The following is a 15,710-nucleotide window of genomic DNA, read 5'->3' as shown; positions in this document are numbered from 1 at the left end:
TCAGTCAAGGGACTCCTCCAAGCGCTGCACGATCTGGAAGGCCTCCGTGAACGACCCCGCGCTGATCGTCTGCTCGACCCGCTGCTGGTCGTAGGCCCGCAGCTCGGCGATGTCGATGTCGGTCTCGGTGTGCAGCTCGTGCAGCGAGATCGGGCCGAGGTTCTGCTGGATGCCCTGGTAGATGGCGACCCGTCCGTTCGACTCGCCCACGTAGAAGCGGGTCTGCGTCCACTGGTAGCTGAGCACGATCGCGGCGACGATCGCCGCGACGAACATCGCGATCCAGAAGCCCCACACCCAGCGGCGGCGGCGGCGACGGCGGGCGTCCTCTTCGATGAGCTCGTCGAAGAAGTCGGCCGAGTCGGGTTCGAAGTGCGTCTCCTGCACGGGGTGCGGCCTGAACGGCGTCAGACGGATGCCTCGCGGTCGCACCGGCTCGGAGGCCGCGCCGAAGGCGAGCGGAGCCGCGGCCGAGCCGACGATGAGCGGCGGCGTCGCCGGAGCGGCGGGCTCGCCGATGTCGACGAGGACGACGGTGACGTTGTCGGGGGCGCCGCCGTCGAGCGAAGCCTTCACGAGGCGGTCGGCGACCTGCTTCGCGCCGACGTCGGCCGACATGAACTCGTGGATCTCGTCGAAGGACACGACGCCCGAGAGCCCGTCGGAGCACAGCATCCACCGGTCGCCGTCACGGGTGTCGAGCACCATCTGGTCGATCTCGGGGGAGGCCTCGACGTCGCCGAGCACGCGCATGAGCACCGAGCGGCGGGGGTGCACCATGGCCTCCTCGGCCGTGATGCGGCCGGCGTCGACGAGGCGCTGCACGAAGGTGTGGTCGGTCGAGATCTGGCTGAGCTCGCCCGAGCGCAGCAGGTAGATGCGCGAGTCGCCGATGTGCGAGATGACGACGCGGTCGCCGAGGTGCAGCATCGAGCTGACCGTCGTGCCCATGCCGGTCAGCTCGGAGTGCTCGGACACCGTCTCGGCGAGCCGTCGGTTGGCGGCGATGAGGGCGCCTTCGAGCGCCGCGGCCGCCTCGGGGGCGCTGTCGTAGTCGGTGTCGGCTTCGGCGATGCGGCGGGTCGCGATCGCGCTCGCGACGTCACCGCCGGCGTGGCCGCCCATGCCGTCGGCGACGAGGAACAACCGGCGCCCGGCGTAGCCGGAGTCCTGATTGTTCGAGCGGACCCGCCCGACGTGCGAGACCGCTGCGCTCGCCTTCACCGTCGGCATGGGCTACCGCCGCAGCTCGAACGTCGTCGCTCCGACCTTCACGGTGGCTCCGAGCGGGATCGGGGTGGGCACGGTCACTCGGGAGCCGTTGAGGAAGGTGCCGTTCGTCGAGTCGAGGTCCTGGATCATCCAGCGGTCGTTCCAGAGCATCAGACGCGCGTGGTGCGTCGAGGTGTAGTCGTCGCGGATGATGATCGCCGAGTCGCTCGAGCGGCCGATCGTGATCTCGTCGCGACCGAGCGGGAACTCGACGCCCGACTTCGCGCCGCTCGTGATCACGAGCCGCGTCGCGTTGGAGCTCGACGCGATCTCGTCGGCGCCGCCCGAGGCGGACGGCGTCGAGACCGGGGCGGTCGGTGCCGCCGAGGGGACGGGGGAGCTCGGGAACGCGGACGCCGCTGCGGGGGCCGCGGTCGCCGTCTCGGGCTGGAGCTTGCGCACGCGCTGCCCGAACAGGTCGCTGCGGAGCGCGTAGACGATGGCGAAGATGAACACCCACAGCAGGATCAGGAAGCCCAGCTGCAGGACGACCAGGGTCAGTTCGCTCATTCGGCCGCTCCCCAGAATCCGCCCATGTCGTGGCGCTGCGTCGCCGGTGCGGCCCGGCGGGGCTCGCCGGCGCCGCCCGCGGCCTGCGCGAGCACCCGGAACACGATACGCGAGCGACCGATGGTGATGACCGAGTCGGGCTCGAGGATCGAGTCCTTCACGGGGGAGCCGTTCAGCTGCGTGCCGTTCGTCGAGCCGAGGTCGCGCACCCGGGCGCGCGAGCCGTCCCACTGGACCTCGGCGTGCCGGCGCGAAGCGCCGGAGTCGTCGAGGGTGACGTCGGCCTCGCTGCCGCGACCGATGACCGTGCGGCCCTTGATGATGGGGTAGCGCTTGCCGTCGACGTCGAGCACCGGGGTCCAGGCGACCTGTCCCTTCACGTTCTGCGAGTCGACCTGCACCATGCCGACGCTGAGCCCCTCGTCGGCGCGCAGCCCGATCGTGATGCCCCCGGCGAACTGGAAGTGCTGGCTCGCCGCGTGCCGCTGCACGAGGTCGACGAGCTCGTCGATGAGCGCCGGCCCGAGCGACGCCATGCGGTCGTGGTCGGCCGGCGCCATGCGCACGGTGAAGTTGTTCGGCACGAGCACGCGGTCGCGCGACACGACCGCCGCCTTGGTGTCGATCTCTCGCTTCAGGGCCGAGGTGATCTCGACCGGCTGCAGCCCCGAGCGGAAGGTCTTCGCGAACGCGCCGTTGACGGCGCGCTCGAGACCTTTCTCGAAGTTGTCCAGTAGGCCCACAGGTCTCCCGATTCCGGTGTCTGACTTCGCGTCATGTTAGCGCGAGCGGCTGGCAACACCCCGGATCAGTCGATCGGGATGACCGTTTCGATGTCGTCGGCGTCGAGCGACAGGGTCGGGATCGATGCCGTCAGCAGGGTACCGTCCGCCCGCCTGGTGCCCGTGACATCCCGCATCGTCGGCGAGCCGTGCCTGCGCGGGCCCTGCCCGTCGAGCGGCACGGTCACCGGGGCATCCGCCGCGATCGTCACCTCGGTGCCGCGCACCGAGACCGTCGCGCCGGTGCCCTCCTCGACCGTGAAGGTGATGCCCCCCGGCTCGAGCTCGGCGCGCAGCCGGGTGCCGCGGAGCGTCAGCCGGAAGGTGAGCCGCGACCACCCGTCGGGCAGGCGCGGATCGAAGGTGAACCGCCCGCCGTGGTCGCGGAAGCCGCCGAAGCCCGAGACGAGCGCGCTCCAGACGCCACCGGTGGATGCCACGTGCACGCCGTCGGCCGCGTTGTGGTGCAGGTCGGCGAGGTCGACGAACAGCGCAGAGCGGAAGTACCGCATCGCGAGCTCGTGGTACCCGACCTCCGCCGCGATGATCGACTGGACCACCGCCGACAGCGTGGAATCGCCCGTCGTCAGCGGGTCGTAGTACTCGAAGTTCGCCCGCTTCGCCTCCGCCGAGAAGCGGTCGCCCTGCAGGTACAGCGCGAGCACCACGTCGGCCTGCTTCAGCACCTGGAAGCGGTAGATCACGAGCGGGTGGTAGTGCAGCAGCAGCGGCCGGCGGTCGTCGGGCGTGTTCTCGAGGTCCCACAGCTCCTTCTGCAGGAACGCCGAGTCCTGCGGGTGGATGCCCAGCTGCTCGTCGAAGGGGATGTGCATGTGCGCCGCCGCGCGCCGCCAGCTCGCGACCTCGGCCGGCGTGACGCCGAGCCGTTCGACGAGCCGGTGGTAGCCGGGGGCGTCGTGCACCTGCAGGGTGTCGATCGCGGCGGCCGCGGCGGCGAGGTTCGCCCGCGCCATCACGTTCGTGTACAGGTTGTCGTTCACGACGGTCGTGTACTCGTCGGGGCCGGTGACGCCGTGGATGTGGAAGACGTCGTCGGCGTTCGAACGCCAGAACCCGAGGTCCTCCCACATGCGGGCCGTCTCGACGAGGATGTCGATCGCGCCCCGCGCGAGGAACTCCTCGTCGCCCGTGGCCGCCACGTACTGGCAGAGGGCATAGGAGATGTCGGCGTCGATGTGGTACTGCGCGGTGCCGGCCGCGTAGTACGCGCTCGACTCCTGGCCGTTGATCGTTCGCCACGGGAAGAGCGCCCCGAGCTGGTTGAGCTCGAGCGCCCGCGCGCGGGCGGCGTCGAGCATGCGCTGCCGGAACCGCAGCACGTTGCGCGCGACGATCGGCGTCGTGTAGCTGAGGAACGGGAGGACGTAGACCTCGCTGTCCCAGAAGTAGTGCCCGCCGTAGCCCGACCCGCTCACGCCCTTCGCGGCGACGCCGCCGCCGTCGGTGCGCGCCGTCGCCTGCGCGAGCTGGAAGAGGTTCCACCGGGTCGCCTGCTGCAGCACCGGCTCGCCCTCGATCTCGACGTCGGACCGAGCCCAGTAGTCGTCGAGCCAGGCACGCTGCTGCGCGAACAGCTCGCCCGTGCCGAGCTCGGCCGCGCGGTCGAGGGTGCGGTCGCAGCGGTCGACGAGCTCGCGCGCCGGCACCTTGCGTGCCGTGTGGTAGCTCACCGTCTTCGTGATGCGGATCGGCATGCCCTGCTTCGCGTGCACCCGGTACACGTGCTTGGCGAGGTCGTCGCCGATCGTGCCCGTCTCGGTGAACGGGTTGTCGGTCGTGATCTGGTGCTCGGCGCCGACCGCGAGGGTCATGCCCGAGTTGGTGCACTGGTAGCCGAGCACGTAGCGACCGTCCTCGGCGCGGTTCACGCGCGGCTGCAGCACCCGCTCGGTGAACTGCTCGGCCTGGCGCGGGTCGAAGGCGCCCGCCGCCGTCTGCGTCACGCCGCTGCGGTACTCGTCGCGGCCGTCCTGCCGGTTGAGGATCTGGCTCGAGATCGTCACCGCCGCATCGGCGTCGAGCAGCTCGACCTCGTAGTCGATGACCGCGAGGTGGCGGTCGGTGAAGCTCGTCATGCGGCGGCTCGTGATGAGCACGCGCTTGCCGGCGGGCGTCCGCCACTCGATCGACCGGCTGAGGGCGCCGAGGCGGAAGTCGAGCCGGCGTTCGTACGAGCGCAGCTCGGCCTCGGTGAGCACGAGCGGCTCGTCGTCGACATAGAGCCGGATGATCTTCGCATCCGGCACGTTCACGATGGTCTGCCCGACCCGGGCGAAGCCGAACGCCTCCTCGGCGTGGCGGATCGGCCACGTCTCGTGGAACCCGTTCACGAACGTGCCGTGCATGTGGCCGTCGCGGCCCTCCTCGACGTTGCCGCGGAGGCCCAGGTAGCCGTTGCCGACGCCGAAGAGCGTCTCGGTGCGACCCATGTCGGCGTCGCCGAACTCGGTCTCGACGAGCGCCCACTCGTCGACCGGGAAGCGGCTGCGGTTCAGCGGGTCGGTGTCGGCGAACCTCATGCGTCGTCCTCTCCGGTTGCGGGGGCTCGGTCTGCGGGGGCTCCGGCCGTCGCATCTCCGGCGGAGGTCGCGATGCCGGGGATCAGCTCGTCGAGCTCGTCGACGACGACGTCGGCGCCGAGGCGCTCGAGCGTGCCGCGCCCGACCCCGCGGTCGACGCCGACCACGAGCCCGAAGTCGCCGGCCGCGCCGGCCTGCACACCCGATTCGGCGTCCTCGACGACGGCGCACGCGGTCGTCGGCAGTCCGAGCAGCTCGGCGGCCCGCTCGAAGGTGTCGGGCGCCGGCTTGCCGGGCAGGCGCTCGGCCGCGGCGTAGCCGCCGTCGACGACGACCTCGAAGCGATCGGCGATGCCCGCCGCGGCGAGCACGGCCGGCGCGTTCTTCGAGCTCGAGACGACGGCCACGTGGCATCCGGCCGCCTGCACCGCGTCGAGGAACGCGACGCTCGCCGGGTACGCGGCCACGCCCTCGTCGGCCAGGGTCTCGTTGAAGGCGGCGTTCTTGCGGTTGCCGAGGCCGTGCACGGTCTCGAGCTCGGGCGCGTCGCTCACGTCTCCCTCGTCGATCCGGATGCCGCGACTCGCGAGCAGGCTGCGGACCCCGTCGTACCGGGGCTTGCCGTCGATGTGGGCGAAGTAGTCGGCCTCGGTGTACGGGGCCGCGCCATGTTGCTCGAGGTACGGGGTGAACAGCCGCGCCCAGGCGTGCATGTGCACGGTCGCCGTGGGCGTGAGCACGCCGTCGAGGTCGAAGAGCCAGCCGCGGATGCCGCTGAGGTCGAGTCGCTCGTCGGGGGAGTGGGTCACGTGGGCGCTCCTTTCGTCGCATCGGTCGTGGGCGCCGGTACCCGGGTTTCGATGCTATTCCCGGGCGGCGGGCCGGCGCGAGGTGTCGGCCCGACTCGGAGCGTTTGCCAAGGGTTCGGTCGGCTCGCGCTCGGCTGCGCGACGAGTCGCAGGCGGGGTGACCGCGGCCTCGAATGGAGTTGTGGCGCGCGAGATGTTAGGCTCTCGTGGCTGGACGCACTTCGGTGCGACCACACATGCGCGAGTGGCGGAATTGGCAGACGCGCTGGCTTCAGGTGCCAGTACTCGCAAGGGTGTGGGGGTTCAAGTCCCCCCTCGCGCACAACACGAATGGAAGAGCCCCCGCAGTCGCGGGGGCTCTTCGTCGTTCCGGGGGCGGGGCCGCGGAATCGCTACTTCGCGAGGAAGGCGAGCAGCGCCTCGGTGACCTCGTCGGCGTGCGTCCACAGCAGGCCGTGCGGGGCGCCCTCGATCTCGACGTAGTCGGCGGACGGGAGTCGCTTGACGAACTCGCGGGCGGTCGCGTCGATCGGGAGGATGCGGTCGGCGGTGCCGTGCAGGATGAGGCTCGGCACCTCGACCTTCGCGATGTCGTCGCGGAAGTCGGTGAGCCACGACTGCACGACGGCCGACGAGGCGAACCAGGAGGCGCTCGCCGCGGTGTTCCAGCTCCCGCGCACGGCGGCCTCGCTGATGCGGCTGCCGAGCGTCTCGTCGAGGTTGTAGAAGTTCTGGAAGAAGTCGTCGAACCAGGCGTAGCGGTCGGCCTTGGCGGCGGCTTCGATCCCGGCGAAGACCTCGGCCGGAACGCCGGTCGGGTTGTCGTCGGTCTGGAGCAGGAACGGCTCGAGCGAGGCGAGGAAGGCGGCCTTCGCGATGCGCTCGCCGCCGTACGCGCCGAGGTAGCGGCCGAGCTCGCCGGTGCCCATCGAGAAGCCCACGAGCACGACGTCGCGCAGGTCGAGCGTCTCGAGCACCACCTTCAGGTCGTGGGCGAAGGTGTCGTAGTCGTAGCCGGTGGTGGGCTGGCTCGACTTGCCGAAGCCGCGGCGGTCGTAGGTGATCACGCGGTAGCCGGCCTGGAGGAGGGCGGCCGACTGCTTCTCCCATGACGCGCCGCTGAGCGGGTAGCCGTGGATCAGCACGACGGGCTGGCCCGAGCCGTGGTCCTCGTAGTAGAGGTCGATGTTCTGGGAGTTCTCGGTTCCGACGGTGATGTACGACATGGCGCCCTCCTGGCTTCCCGTTCGTTTCTAACTGGAAGATCCATTGAATCCGGTTAGGTTTGGTGGATGCAACGCTATAACCCCATTGCTATTCCACGCAAGTTAGAATCAGGGAAAGACCGGATGAATCCCGAGGAGACCCGATGAGTGAACCGACCGCGGCCGCGGGGCTGCTGCTCGACCTGGTGAACTCGCGCCTCGTCTACGGCGACCGAGTCGACGACGAGCTCGACGACGTGCGCGGAGCGGCCTGGTTGCTCGCGCACGGGGCTCCCGCCGAGGCATCCGACCTCGCCGATGCGCGGGAGGTGCGCGACGCGCTCGTCGGCGTGCTTCGCGGGACCCGCTCACCCGATGTGCTCGGGCCCTGGCTCGCCGAGATGGCCCGTCGGCCCGAGCTCGCCGACGACGGCGGGCTCGTCTGGCGCGATCGTGACGGCGAGGGCCGTCGGGTCGGCGGTGCGGCCATCCGGGAGTGGGCGGCGCTGCAGTCGCCGACGGGTTCGCGCATCCGGCCGTGCGCCGCCCCCGACTGCCAGCACTTCTTCATCGACACGAGCCGAGCGAACGCCCGGCGCTGGCACTCGATGGAGACCTGCGGCAACCGTGAGAAGGCGCGTCGGCACTATGCGAAGGCGGCCGTCTGAGGCTGAGGCTCCCGCCCTGGTCGGTCCGAGGTCGAACACGGTTCCCCGAAATTCGATCACGATTCGGGATCGACCGCGGCGTGCCGATCCTCGAGGTGCTTGGATGGATCGCCCGACCGTCCCCGGTGCGCTCCCGAAGGCGCATCGACCCTGCCAGAGGTGATGAGTGACCGACCCCGCACCGCCGAGATACGGCGTCCGCCTCCCGAGCGCCGAGTCCGGCGACGGGCACCCGACCGCGCCCGAGCCGGCGGGACGGGATGCCGTCGGAGAACATGTCGCGGCACCCGAGACGCCCGAGGCGCCCGAGGCGCCCGTGGCGCCTCCGCGACGTCGGCGGTGGGGCTCGATCGTCGCGATCTCGCTGCTGGGCGTGGCGCTCGCGGGTGCCGTGGCCGGGTGCGTCTGGTTCTTCCTCCAACTCGAAGCCGCGCAGGACCGGATCTCGGAGCAGGAGCAGGAACTCGAGCAGCAGCGCGAGCTCATCGACGAGAAGGAGACCTTCGGCGAGGCGATGAACGCGCTGCTCGAATCGACCGCCAGGTTCGACAGCACGCTCACCGCCTCGGTCGTCCCGTGGGACGACTATCGGCGTCTCGCCGTGCAGGCGTGGGCGCACCGCTGGGACGCCGACGCGGTCGCGAGCGACACCCGCGCCGTCGAGCAGGCGGCGGCCGACCTCGATGCCCGCTGGAACGAGGCGCAGAAGGAGGCGGGGTCGAACGCGAGCGGCTCGGGCTACGAGGCCGTCATCGACCGCCTCTCGGGCGGCTTCGTGAGTTCCGTCATCGACGACGCGAAGACGCTCTGCGCGGACGGTGACGACGACGGCGACCACGGCGACCTGCTCGCATGCGTCTTCCACGACGACCCGTACCTCGTGCACTTCGACGCGGCGGCGAACGCGGTGCCCTACATGAACGACGAACTCCGCACCGGCATCGCGTACCACGAGTTCGCGCATGTTCTCCAGATCACGAACCCCTCGGCCACCCGGGACGCCCTCGAGGCGTTCGACGGCGACGACGAGGTCATGGCCGACTGCTACGCCCTCACCTTCCTCGACGGATGGAAGCTCGACCACCGCATCTGGACGAGCGACTACGAGTACTGGGACGTCAACATCGGCTACGGCACCGCGTGCACCGGTGCGCAGCAGCAGGTGATCCGCGACTGGCACGCGAAGCTCGGCGTCGAGCTCCAGGCCGTGTCGAGCAAGGCGCTCTGACGGCGGCAGGAGCGGCACGGGCCATCCAGTACCTCGGAATGATTGCGCCGGGGCGTGCGGCCCGACATCCTTGAGCGGAGCCCTGCCCGAACCCACCCGAACGAAGGAACCCCGTGCTCGAGTTCTTCGCCGCTGCCCCGATCATCGGCATCATCACACTGGTCGTCATCGCCGCCATCATCCTGTGGATCTGGGCGAAGGTGCTGTACCGCAACGTCTCGCCCGACGAGGCGATCGTCGTCACCGGCAAGCGCTCGCGCCGCCGCGTCGTCGACGGCGTCGACACCGAGGAATCGGGCCAGCGCGTCGTGCACGGCCAGGGCGTGTGGATCATGCCCTTCTTCCAGAAGGCCCACAAGATCTCGCTGCGCTCGCGCGCGATCGAGATCCGCGCCGAGGCGCAGACCAACAACGGCATCACCGTGCACGTCGACGCCGTCGCGATCGTGAAGGTCGGCGACAGCGCCGCATCCATCCGCGCCGCCGCGCAGCGGTTCCTCGGGCAGGACAAGAACATCGACATGTTCGCGCAGGAGGTGCTCTCGGGTTCGCTGCGCGCCTCGATCGGCGCGACCGACGTGCTCACGATCATCAACCGCCGCGACGAGCTCTCGGCCGCGGTGCTCGGCGTCGCCCGCGAGTCGCTCGTCAACCAGGGCCTCGACGTCGACTCGTTCGAGATCAAGGGCATCTCCGACACCAACGGCTACATCGACGACCTCGGCCGCGCCGAGCAGGCGAAGGTGCGCAAGCAGGCCGAGATCGCCGAGGCCGTCGCGCAGCGCGAGGCCCGCGAGGCCGTGATCGCCGCCGAGCAGACCGTCGCCGAGCGCGAAGCCGAGCTCGCCCAGCGCAAGGCCGCGCTGCAGCGCGAGACCGACAAGGCGATGGCCGAGGCCGCCGCGGCCCGCCCGCTCGCCGAGGCGCTCTCGCAGCAGGAGGTCGTGGCCCAGCAGGAGATCACCGCGCAGAAGAAGGCCGCGCTGCGCGCCGCCGAGCTCGACTCCGAGGTCAAGGCCGTCGCCGACGCGCAGGCGTACAAGGTGAAGGTCGAGGCCGAGGCCTCCGCCGAGGCCGTGCGCATCGCCGCCGACGCCGACCGCATCGCCCGCACCGCCTCCGCCGAGGCGCTCAAGGCCGAGGGTCTCGCCGAGGCCGACGCGATCCAGGCGAAGGGTGCCGCCGAGGCGGCCGCCACGAAGGCCGCGGCCGAGGCCGTCGCCCAGCAGTCGGAGGCGCTGCTGCAGATGCGCGTCATCGACGCCCTGCCGCTCATCGCCCGCGAGCTCGCCGCGCCGATGTCGAACATCGACCAGCTCACCGTCGTCTCGACCGACGGCGCCTCGCAGCTCGCGAAGAACGCCGTCTCGGGCATCACCGAGGTCGACGCGATGCTGAGCTCGACCATGGGCGTCGGCCTCCGTGAGCTCCTCGGGTCGATCATCGGCGGCGCCGCCGCCGGTGGTGCGGCTGCGCGCGCCTCCGAGCGCGACGGGTCGGACATCGCCGCCGGAATCGGCGCGAGCGTCGGCGTGGGCGTCTCCGAGGCGATCTCGCCGATCGCCGACCGGCTCGAGGGACTGCAGTCGCAGCTCGACGAGGCTGCTGAGCCGACCCAGTCCTGACCGGTCGCGGCCCCGTCCGCACCGAACGATGCCGAGCGCCCCCGTCGGGCGCTCGGCATCGTCGTGTCGCCGCCGGTTCAACCGTTCGTTCGATGCGGCGCGCCCAGACATCCGGCCATGCTGGGAGGACGGTCGGAAGGAATCGTCATGCTCAAGTTGTTCTACGCCGCGTTCGCCTACATGGTCGTCGGGGTGGCGTCGGGGCTGTACTACCGCGAACTCACGAAGTCGCACGACTTCCCCGAGGGGGAGTTCACGCAGCTCGGGCTGGCGCACACGCACCTGCTGACGCTCGGCTTCATCGTGCTGCTCATCGTGCTCGTGCTCGAGAAGGTGTTCGAGCTGTCGAGGAGCCCGCTGTTCGGCTGGTTCTTCTGGGTCTACAACGCAGGCGTCGTGCTGACCTCGGCGATGCTCATCGTGCACGGCACGCTCACCGTGCTCGGCGAGGAGTCGACGGCCGCCATCGCCGGCATCGCGGGCCTCGGGCACATCGTGGTGACCGCGGGCATGGTGCTGCTGTTCCTCGCGCTCCGCGGCCGTGTCGTCGAGGCGAGCGCCGCCGCGAAGGCCGCGAAGGCCGTCGAGGCCTCAGCCGCGTAGCGCGATCGGCAGCACCTCGGCGTTCGCCGAGGAGGCGAGGAAGGCCCCGCTGACGAGCAGCTTCGCGTCGCGCGTGCCGCTGCCGATGATCAGTCGCTCATGCGAGGCGACCGATTCGTCGACGAGGATCGGCCAGTCTGCCGGCAGCCCGACCGGCGTGATGCCGCCGACCTGCATCCCCGTCAGTTCGACCGCCTGGTCCATCGGGGCGAACGACAGCTTGCGGGCGTCGAGGTGCCGGCGCACGGCGCCGTTGACGTCGAGCCGGTCGGCGCCGCGCACGAGGCACGCGGCGTACCAGGTGCGCTCGCCGCGCCGCGCCTGCACGATGACGCAGTTCGCGCCGTCGGCCGGCGAGATCTCGTAGTGGGCGCAGAACGCGGCGGTGTCGGCGAGGCCCGGGTCGATCGCCGCGACGAGGGCGTCGCTCGGGTCGGCGTCGGCGAGGGCCGTCGCCGTCGGTGCCGCGAGCAGCTCGGGGTGGTCGACGGCGGGGCTGAATTCGAGGGTTCCGAAGCGCATGGTCGTCTCAGGGTACGGCGGATGCCCCGGCGATGACCACGGCGGTGTGCTCAGGCGTCGAGGGCGCGCCACATGGTGGTGATCGGGGCGCCGTCGAGGGACGAGGTGAATCCGCCGACCGCGCGGAACCCGGCCCGCTCGTAGCGGCGGTCGTTCGCCGGGTTCGTCGACTCGAGGTAGGCCGGGAGGCCGTCGGCGGCGAAGGCCCGCAGGTTCTCGGCGAGCATGCGCTGCGCGAGCCCCTCGCCGCGTCGAGCCGGGTTCGACGCGAGCAGGCTCAGGTACATGTGCGGTTCGTCGTGCGGATGGTTCGATTCGAACGCCTCCATCAGTCCGTCGAACGCCTGCCGCTGTGCGGTGTCGAGCCGGTCGGCGACGATGGCCTCGAGCTCGGCGAACTGCTGCTCGGTCATCTCGGGCTCGCCCGACGGCAGCCACACCGCGACCGCGTCGCCGTCGTCGACGACCCACACCGTCCGGTAGGGCAGGGCGCCCTCGACGAAGCGGCGCCAGAACGGTTCGAGATGGCTCGTGTCGCCGTCAGGACGGCGCAGCACGGGGCCCCAGACGGGGTCGTCGGAGAACGCGAGGGCGAGCGTGGCGGCGATGGCGGGGACGTCGGCGTCGTCGGCGAGTCGGAGGTGCACGGGTTCATCGTCGCACGACGGGCGCACCCCCGCCGCTGTCAGCCGCGTGCGGCACACTGGTGCGGTGATCGCCGACCATGCCCTCGAGTGGCGGCCGCGGCATCCGACCGATCTCAGACAGACCCTCGGAAGCCTGCGCCGGGGCATCGGCGACCCGTCGTTCCAGCTCGATCAGGCGGGCGCCGTGTGGCGCGCGGTGCGCACCGTCGACGGCGATGCGACCGTCCGGCTGCGGCAGCTGCCGGGCGGACTGCTGCGGTGCGAGGGGTGGGGGGCCGGCGCGGGCGCCGCGGTTGCGCAGGCGCCCGAACTGCTCGGTGAGCGCGACGACCCGAGCGGGTTCGTGCCGCTGCTCCCGGTCCTCGACGACGCCCACCGCCGCAACCCAGGGCTGCGCGTGCCGCGCACGGCACAGGTCTTCGAGGCGCTCGCCGCGTCGATCCTCGAGCAGAAGGTCATCACGCTGCAGGCGCACGACTCGTGGCGTCGGCTCGTCACCCGCTTCGGCACTCGCGCGCCCGGGCCGACACCCCGGCCGATGCACGTGGTGCCGAGCCCCGAGCAGTGGCGGGCGATCCCGAGCTGGGAGTGGCACAAGGCCGGCGTCGACCCCCGTCGGGCGGCGACGGTGCAGAACGCGGCACGGCACGCACGGCGCCTCGAAGAGGCGGTCGGCATGAGCCAGGCGGATGCCGCGGCGCGCCTCACCCTCATGCAGGGCGTCGGGCCGTGGACCGCCGCGGAGGTCGCGCAGCGCGCCCTCGGCGACGCCGACGCCGTGTCGGTCGGCGACTACCACCTCGCGAACTACATCGGCCATGCGCTCGCCGGGCGAGACATGAGCGACGAGGAGATGCTCGAAGCACTCGTGCCGTGGGCGGGGCATCGCTACCGCGTGGTGCGGCTGCTCGGCGCGGCGGGGGTTCGGGGTCGACCGCGTCGCGGCCCGCGGATGCCGTTCGTCGACCATCGGAGCATCTGAGCGCCCATGACGGTCGCCGACCACCGCGGTGCGCTCGGACCCGTGTCGGTTGCCCTCGATCGGGCATCGGGCGGTCGTCGGCCGACCGATCCGCGGACTCCTGCGGTAGTCCGGGAGGGTTTGCCCTGCTCGGCGCTCCGGTACTTCGGTACTCCGATACCGCCGTCGCTGAAGGGGAACCCGCCCCGGGGACCCGGGGCGATCCGTGGCGGATCGGTATGCCGCCGTCGGGTGAGCGGGCGCGGCACCGGGTCGAGCGCGGGCGATGGGCGCGGCGTGAGGTCTCGGACCACCGGCGGAACGTCTGCCCGCCTGCGCTAGGCGCCGTGCGGGCGGCGCAGCAGCGCGGCGGCGGTGCGCGTGAACTCGTCGACGACCTCGGCGACGGGGCGCGACTCGCGCAGGAGACCGACGCCCTGACCCGCATCGACGGGCACGAGCGCGTGATCGCCGTCGCGGTTCGCCGCCACGATCGCGGCGCGCAGCGCGACGAGGTCGGTGCCGTCGGCCGAGACCGCCGCCGTACGCAGCTCGTCGACGCGGTCGAGCCACTCGTCGACGAGGCCGTTGCGGATGACGCGTTCGGGGAACCGCTCGGGCCAGGGGAGCCCGAGTGCGGCGTCGATCGCAGTCGTGTTCACGGTGTCGTCGCCGGTCGCGGCGAGGAGCACCTCGAGCGCCGCGGGCGGCGAGAGCGTCTCGGTCGAGGCGGAGAGCGCGGTGCCGATCCACGCGCCGGCGGCGCCCGCCGCGAGCACGGCGGCGAGCGTGCGGCCCGAACCGATGCCGCCGGCCGCGAGCACCACCGTGCCGTCCGAGGTCGAACCGCCGGGCGACCTCGCATCGTCGCCCGGGGCCGAAGCGCCGTCCGTGGCGAACCCGCGCGACGCGATCGCGTCGAGCACGGCGTCGAGGAGCGCGAGCGTGCCGATGCGCGGGTCGCCGTGGCCCCCGCCGTCGGATCCGCGGGCGACGACGACGTCGATCCCTGCGTCGGCCGCGACCAGTGCCTCGGCGGCCGTGTAGACCTGCGTCGCCGCGAGGGCGCCCGTCCCGTGCACGCGCTCCACCCACTCGAATCGCTCGGCGAAGCTCACCGAGACGAGTGCCGGGCGCGCCTCGAGCGCGACCTCCAGCAGCGCAGGATCGCGCTCGACGCCCCAGTGCACGAGTCCGATCCCGAAGGGCGTGCCGGCGCGATCGTGCCCCGCCCGCTCGAGCTCGGCGAGCTGCGCCGTGAGCTTCGCCGCCGATCCCGTACTGCCCATGCCGATCATGCCGAGGGCGCCGGCCCGCGACACCGCGCTCGCGAAGCGGCCGCCCGCGACGCCGCCCATCGGCGCGCTGACGATCGGGGTGGTGAGCCCGAGCGACGTCGACCACGGCGTCGAGAGCACGGGTGCGGGATCGGCCGGGCGAGCAGCCCCCTGCGGGCTCACGGCTGCAGCTCCTGCCGGGCGGCCCACGCGAGGAAGGCGGGGTCGGCCGAGACGATGCGCGACACCTCTTCGCCGCCGTCGCAGCGGCAGAGGCTCACGATCGCCCCGTCGGCGTCGAGCTGACGGAGCGCCCAGGTGCCGCCGAAGCCCGCCCACCGGTCGAGCTCGTCGAGGGGGGAGGCCGCCGAGGCCGGCGAGGCCGAGGGAACGGGAGCCGAGGGGACATCCCGTTCAGGTTCGTCGGTGTTCGGCGGGCCGGGCGCGATGGGCGACTTGCGGGTCCATCCGACGTGCTCGCCGCGGTCGTAGAAGTGGCGGAAGCTGTAGATGAGCGGGTGCCAGGCGTGGGGGTCGATGTGATCCGTGCCGGGCACGACGAGCTCGGGCAGCGCGTGCACCCGCACCACCTCGACCTCGACCATGAAGTAGCCGGGGTCGACGCCGGGGGTCATGCGCCGCACCTCGCCCTCGAATTGGAGCGGCGCCTCGCGCACGCGCGGCGGCGACACCAGTTCGGCGGGTGTCGTCGTGAACCCGGCGAGCTCGAACTTGCGCGGCTCGAAGCGGTACTGCCGGGCCTTCGCCTCGGGCACCGGGTTGCGGCCGGTCACCGCCGAGAGCCGCTCGACGCGGCGCCACTGCGCCGCGGCCGGGAAGTTCACGGTCAGCTGGGGACGCTCGGCGAGGTTCGCCGCGGTCTGCCCGTCGGCCTCGAGCCCGAGCACGAGCATGCGGCCGAGCGCCCAGTGCGAGGAGGCGGGTGCGAGGTTCGGTGTGCCGTCGGCGTTCTCGGTGACCACGAGATAGACCGGCGTGCCGACGTAGAGGACACTCGGCTCGATCACGAGGTGGTCGGAGGTCTCGGCATCCATCGTGCG

15 protein-coding genes and 1 tRNA gene are annotated in these 15,710 nt (G+C 71.7%); 6 read left to right on the top strand and 10 right to left on the bottom strand.

Features of this window, described 5'->3' with window-relative positions; translation table 11 throughout:
* From ACFVAJ_RS07305 to ACFVAJ_RS07285, 5 genes are all read right to left on the bottom strand, one after another.
* Positions 1-1,233: a PP2C family protein-serine/threonine phosphatase gene (locus ACFVAJ_RS07305; RefSeq protein WP_376942648.1), complete on the bottom strand. Its 1,233-nt coding sequence runs from the start codon at positions 1,231-1,233 to the stop codon at positions 1-3.
* A gap of 3 nt (positions 1,234-1,236) precedes the next feature.
* Entirely contained in the window at positions 1,237-1,782 is a 546-nt protein-coding gene (locus tag ACFVAJ_RS07300; RefSeq protein WP_376942646.1) for an FHA domain-containing protein, read from the bottom strand.
* Entirely contained in the window at positions 1,779-2,525 is a 747-nt protein-coding gene (locus tag ACFVAJ_RS07295; RefSeq protein WP_376942644.1) for an FhaA domain-containing protein, read from the bottom strand. Before ACFVAJ_RS07295 ends, ACFVAJ_RS07300 begins: the two co-directional genes overlap by 4 nt.
* Positions 2,526-2,590: 65 nt before the next feature.
* Positions 2,591-5,104, bottom strand: coding sequence for a glycoside hydrolase family 65 protein (locus tag ACFVAJ_RS07290; protein ID WP_376942642.1), 2,514 nt, complete (start codon positions 5,102-5,104; stop codon positions 2,591-2,593).
* Positions 5,101-5,913 (bottom strand): HAD family hydrolase, encoded by an 813-nt coding sequence (locus tag ACFVAJ_RS07285; protein WP_376942640.1) that lies wholly within the window; start codon positions 5,911-5,913, stop codon positions 5,101-5,103. Before ACFVAJ_RS07285 ends, ACFVAJ_RS07290 begins: the two co-directional genes overlap by 4 nt.
* A gap of 238 nt (positions 5,914-6,151) precedes the next feature.
* Between ACFVAJ_RS07285 and ACFVAJ_RS07280 the strand changes: the two genes are divergently transcribed.
* Positions 6,152-6,235: transfer RNA gene (locus tag ACFVAJ_RS07280), tRNA-Leu, on the top strand.
* A gap of 70 nt (positions 6,236-6,305) precedes the next feature.
* Here ACFVAJ_RS07280 and ACFVAJ_RS07275 read toward each other — a convergent pair.
* A complete protein-coding gene (locus tag ACFVAJ_RS07275) occupies positions 6,306-7,139 on the bottom strand; it encodes an alpha/beta fold hydrolase (RefSeq protein ID WP_376942638.1) in 834 nt (277 codons plus the stop codon).
* Positions 7,140-7,282: 143 nt separating this feature from the next.
* Here ACFVAJ_RS07275 and ACFVAJ_RS07270 point away from each other — a divergent pair, with 143 nt between their 5' ends.
* From ACFVAJ_RS07270 to ACFVAJ_RS07255, 4 genes are all read left to right on the top strand, one after another.
* The gene (locus tag ACFVAJ_RS07270; RefSeq protein WP_376942636.1) at positions 7,283-7,786 is read left to right on the top strand and encodes a CGNR zinc finger domain-containing protein; all 504 of its coding nucleotides are present in this window, start codon (positions 7,283-7,285) and stop codon (positions 7,784-7,786) included.
* Between the two features lie 166 nt (positions 7,787-7,952).
* On the top strand, positions 7,953-9,014 hold the full coding sequence (locus ACFVAJ_RS07265) for a hypothetical protein (RefSeq protein ID WP_376942634.1): 1,062 nt from the start codon (positions 7,953-7,955) through the stop codon (positions 9,012-9,014).
* A gap of 113 nt (positions 9,015-9,127) precedes the next feature.
* On the top strand, positions 9,128-10,639 hold the full coding sequence (locus ACFVAJ_RS07260; protein WP_376942632.1) for an SPFH domain-containing protein: 1,512 nt from the start codon (positions 9,128-9,130) through the stop codon (positions 10,637-10,639).
* A 147-nt stretch (positions 10,640-10,786) separates the two neighbouring features.
* Complete coding sequence (locus ACFVAJ_RS07255; RefSeq protein ID WP_376942630.1) at positions 10,787-11,242, top strand: DUF2871 domain-containing protein; 456 nt, start codon at positions 10,787-10,789, stop codon at positions 11,240-11,242.
* Here the strand turns inward: ACFVAJ_RS07255 and ACFVAJ_RS07250 are convergent.
* Positions 11,231-11,764, bottom strand: a complete 534-nt coding sequence (locus tag ACFVAJ_RS07250) for a YbaK/EbsC family protein (protein ID WP_376942628.1) — start codon at positions 11,762-11,764, stop codon at positions 11,231-11,233. The two genes, ACFVAJ_RS07255 and ACFVAJ_RS07250, sit on opposite strands and share 12 nt — an antisense overlap.
* Before the next feature lie 50 nt (positions 11,765-11,814).
* Entirely contained in the window at positions 11,815-12,411 is a 597-nt protein-coding gene (locus ACFVAJ_RS07245; protein ID WP_376942626.1) for a GNAT family N-acetyltransferase, read from the bottom strand.
* 64 nt (positions 12,412-12,475) lie between these two features.
* On the opposite strand from ACFVAJ_RS07245, the gene ACFVAJ_RS07240 reads away from it, so the two are divergent.
* Positions 12,476-13,393, top strand: a complete 918-nt coding sequence (locus ACFVAJ_RS07240; protein ID WP_376942624.1) for a DNA-3-methyladenine glycosylase family protein — start codon at positions 12,476-12,478, stop codon at positions 13,391-13,393.
* 317 nt (positions 13,394-13,710) lie between these two features.
* On the opposite strand, the gene ACFVAJ_RS07235 is transcribed toward ACFVAJ_RS07240, so the two are convergent.
* Complete coding sequence (locus tag ACFVAJ_RS07235; RefSeq protein ID WP_376942622.1) at positions 13,711-14,832, bottom strand: NAD(P)H-dependent flavin oxidoreductase; 1,122 nt, start codon at positions 14,830-14,832, stop codon at positions 13,711-13,713.
* Positions 14,829-15,704, bottom strand: coding sequence for a flavin reductase family protein (locus tag ACFVAJ_RS07230; RefSeq protein WP_376942620.1), 876 nt, complete (start codon positions 15,702-15,704; stop codon positions 14,829-14,831). Before ACFVAJ_RS07230 ends, ACFVAJ_RS07235 begins: the two co-directional genes overlap by 4 nt.
* Positions 15,705-15,710: the final 6 nt, after the last annotated feature.

The organism is Agromyces sp. NPDC057679 (genome assembly GCF_042799635.1).
Taxonomy (GTDB): domain Bacteria; phylum Actinomycetota; class Actinomycetes; order Actinomycetales; family Microbacteriaceae; genus Agromyces.
This window is presented reverse-complemented; position numbering and strand designations above follow the sequence as displayed.

Bases quoted from the DNA above. Each gene is read 5' to 3' on its own strand.
- ACFVAJ_RS07305 (WP_376942648.1), bottom strand. From the start codon at position 1,233: ATGCCGACGGTGAAGGCGAGCGCAGCGGTCTCGCACGTCGGGCGGGTC.
- ACFVAJ_RS07300 (WP_376942646.1), bottom strand. From the start codon at position 1,782: ATGAGCGAACTGACCCTGGTCGTCCTGCAGCTGGGCTTCCTGATCCTG.
- ACFVAJ_RS07290 (WP_376942642.1), bottom strand. From the start codon at position 5,104: ATGAGGTTCGCCGACACCGACCCGCTGAACCGCAGCCGCTTCCCGGTC.
- ACFVAJ_RS07275 (WP_376942638.1), bottom strand. From the start codon at position 7,139: ATGTCGTACATCACCGTCGGAACCGAGAACTCCCAGAACATCGACCTC.
- ACFVAJ_RS07270 (WP_376942636.1), top strand. From the start codon at position 7,283: ATGAGTGAACCGACCGCGGCCGCGGGGCTGCTGCTCGACCTGGTGAAC.
- ACFVAJ_RS07255 (WP_376942630.1), top strand. From the start codon at position 10,787: ATGCTCAAGTTGTTCTACGCCGCGTTCGCCTACATGGTCGTCGGGGTG.
- ACFVAJ_RS07250 (WP_376942628.1), bottom strand. From the start codon at position 11,764: ATGCGCTTCGGAACCCTCGAATTCAGCCCCGCCGTCGACCACCCCGAG.
- ACFVAJ_RS07230 (WP_376942620.1), bottom strand. From the start codon at position 15,704: ATGGATGCCGAGACCTCCGACCACCTCGTGATCGAGCCGAGTGTCCTC.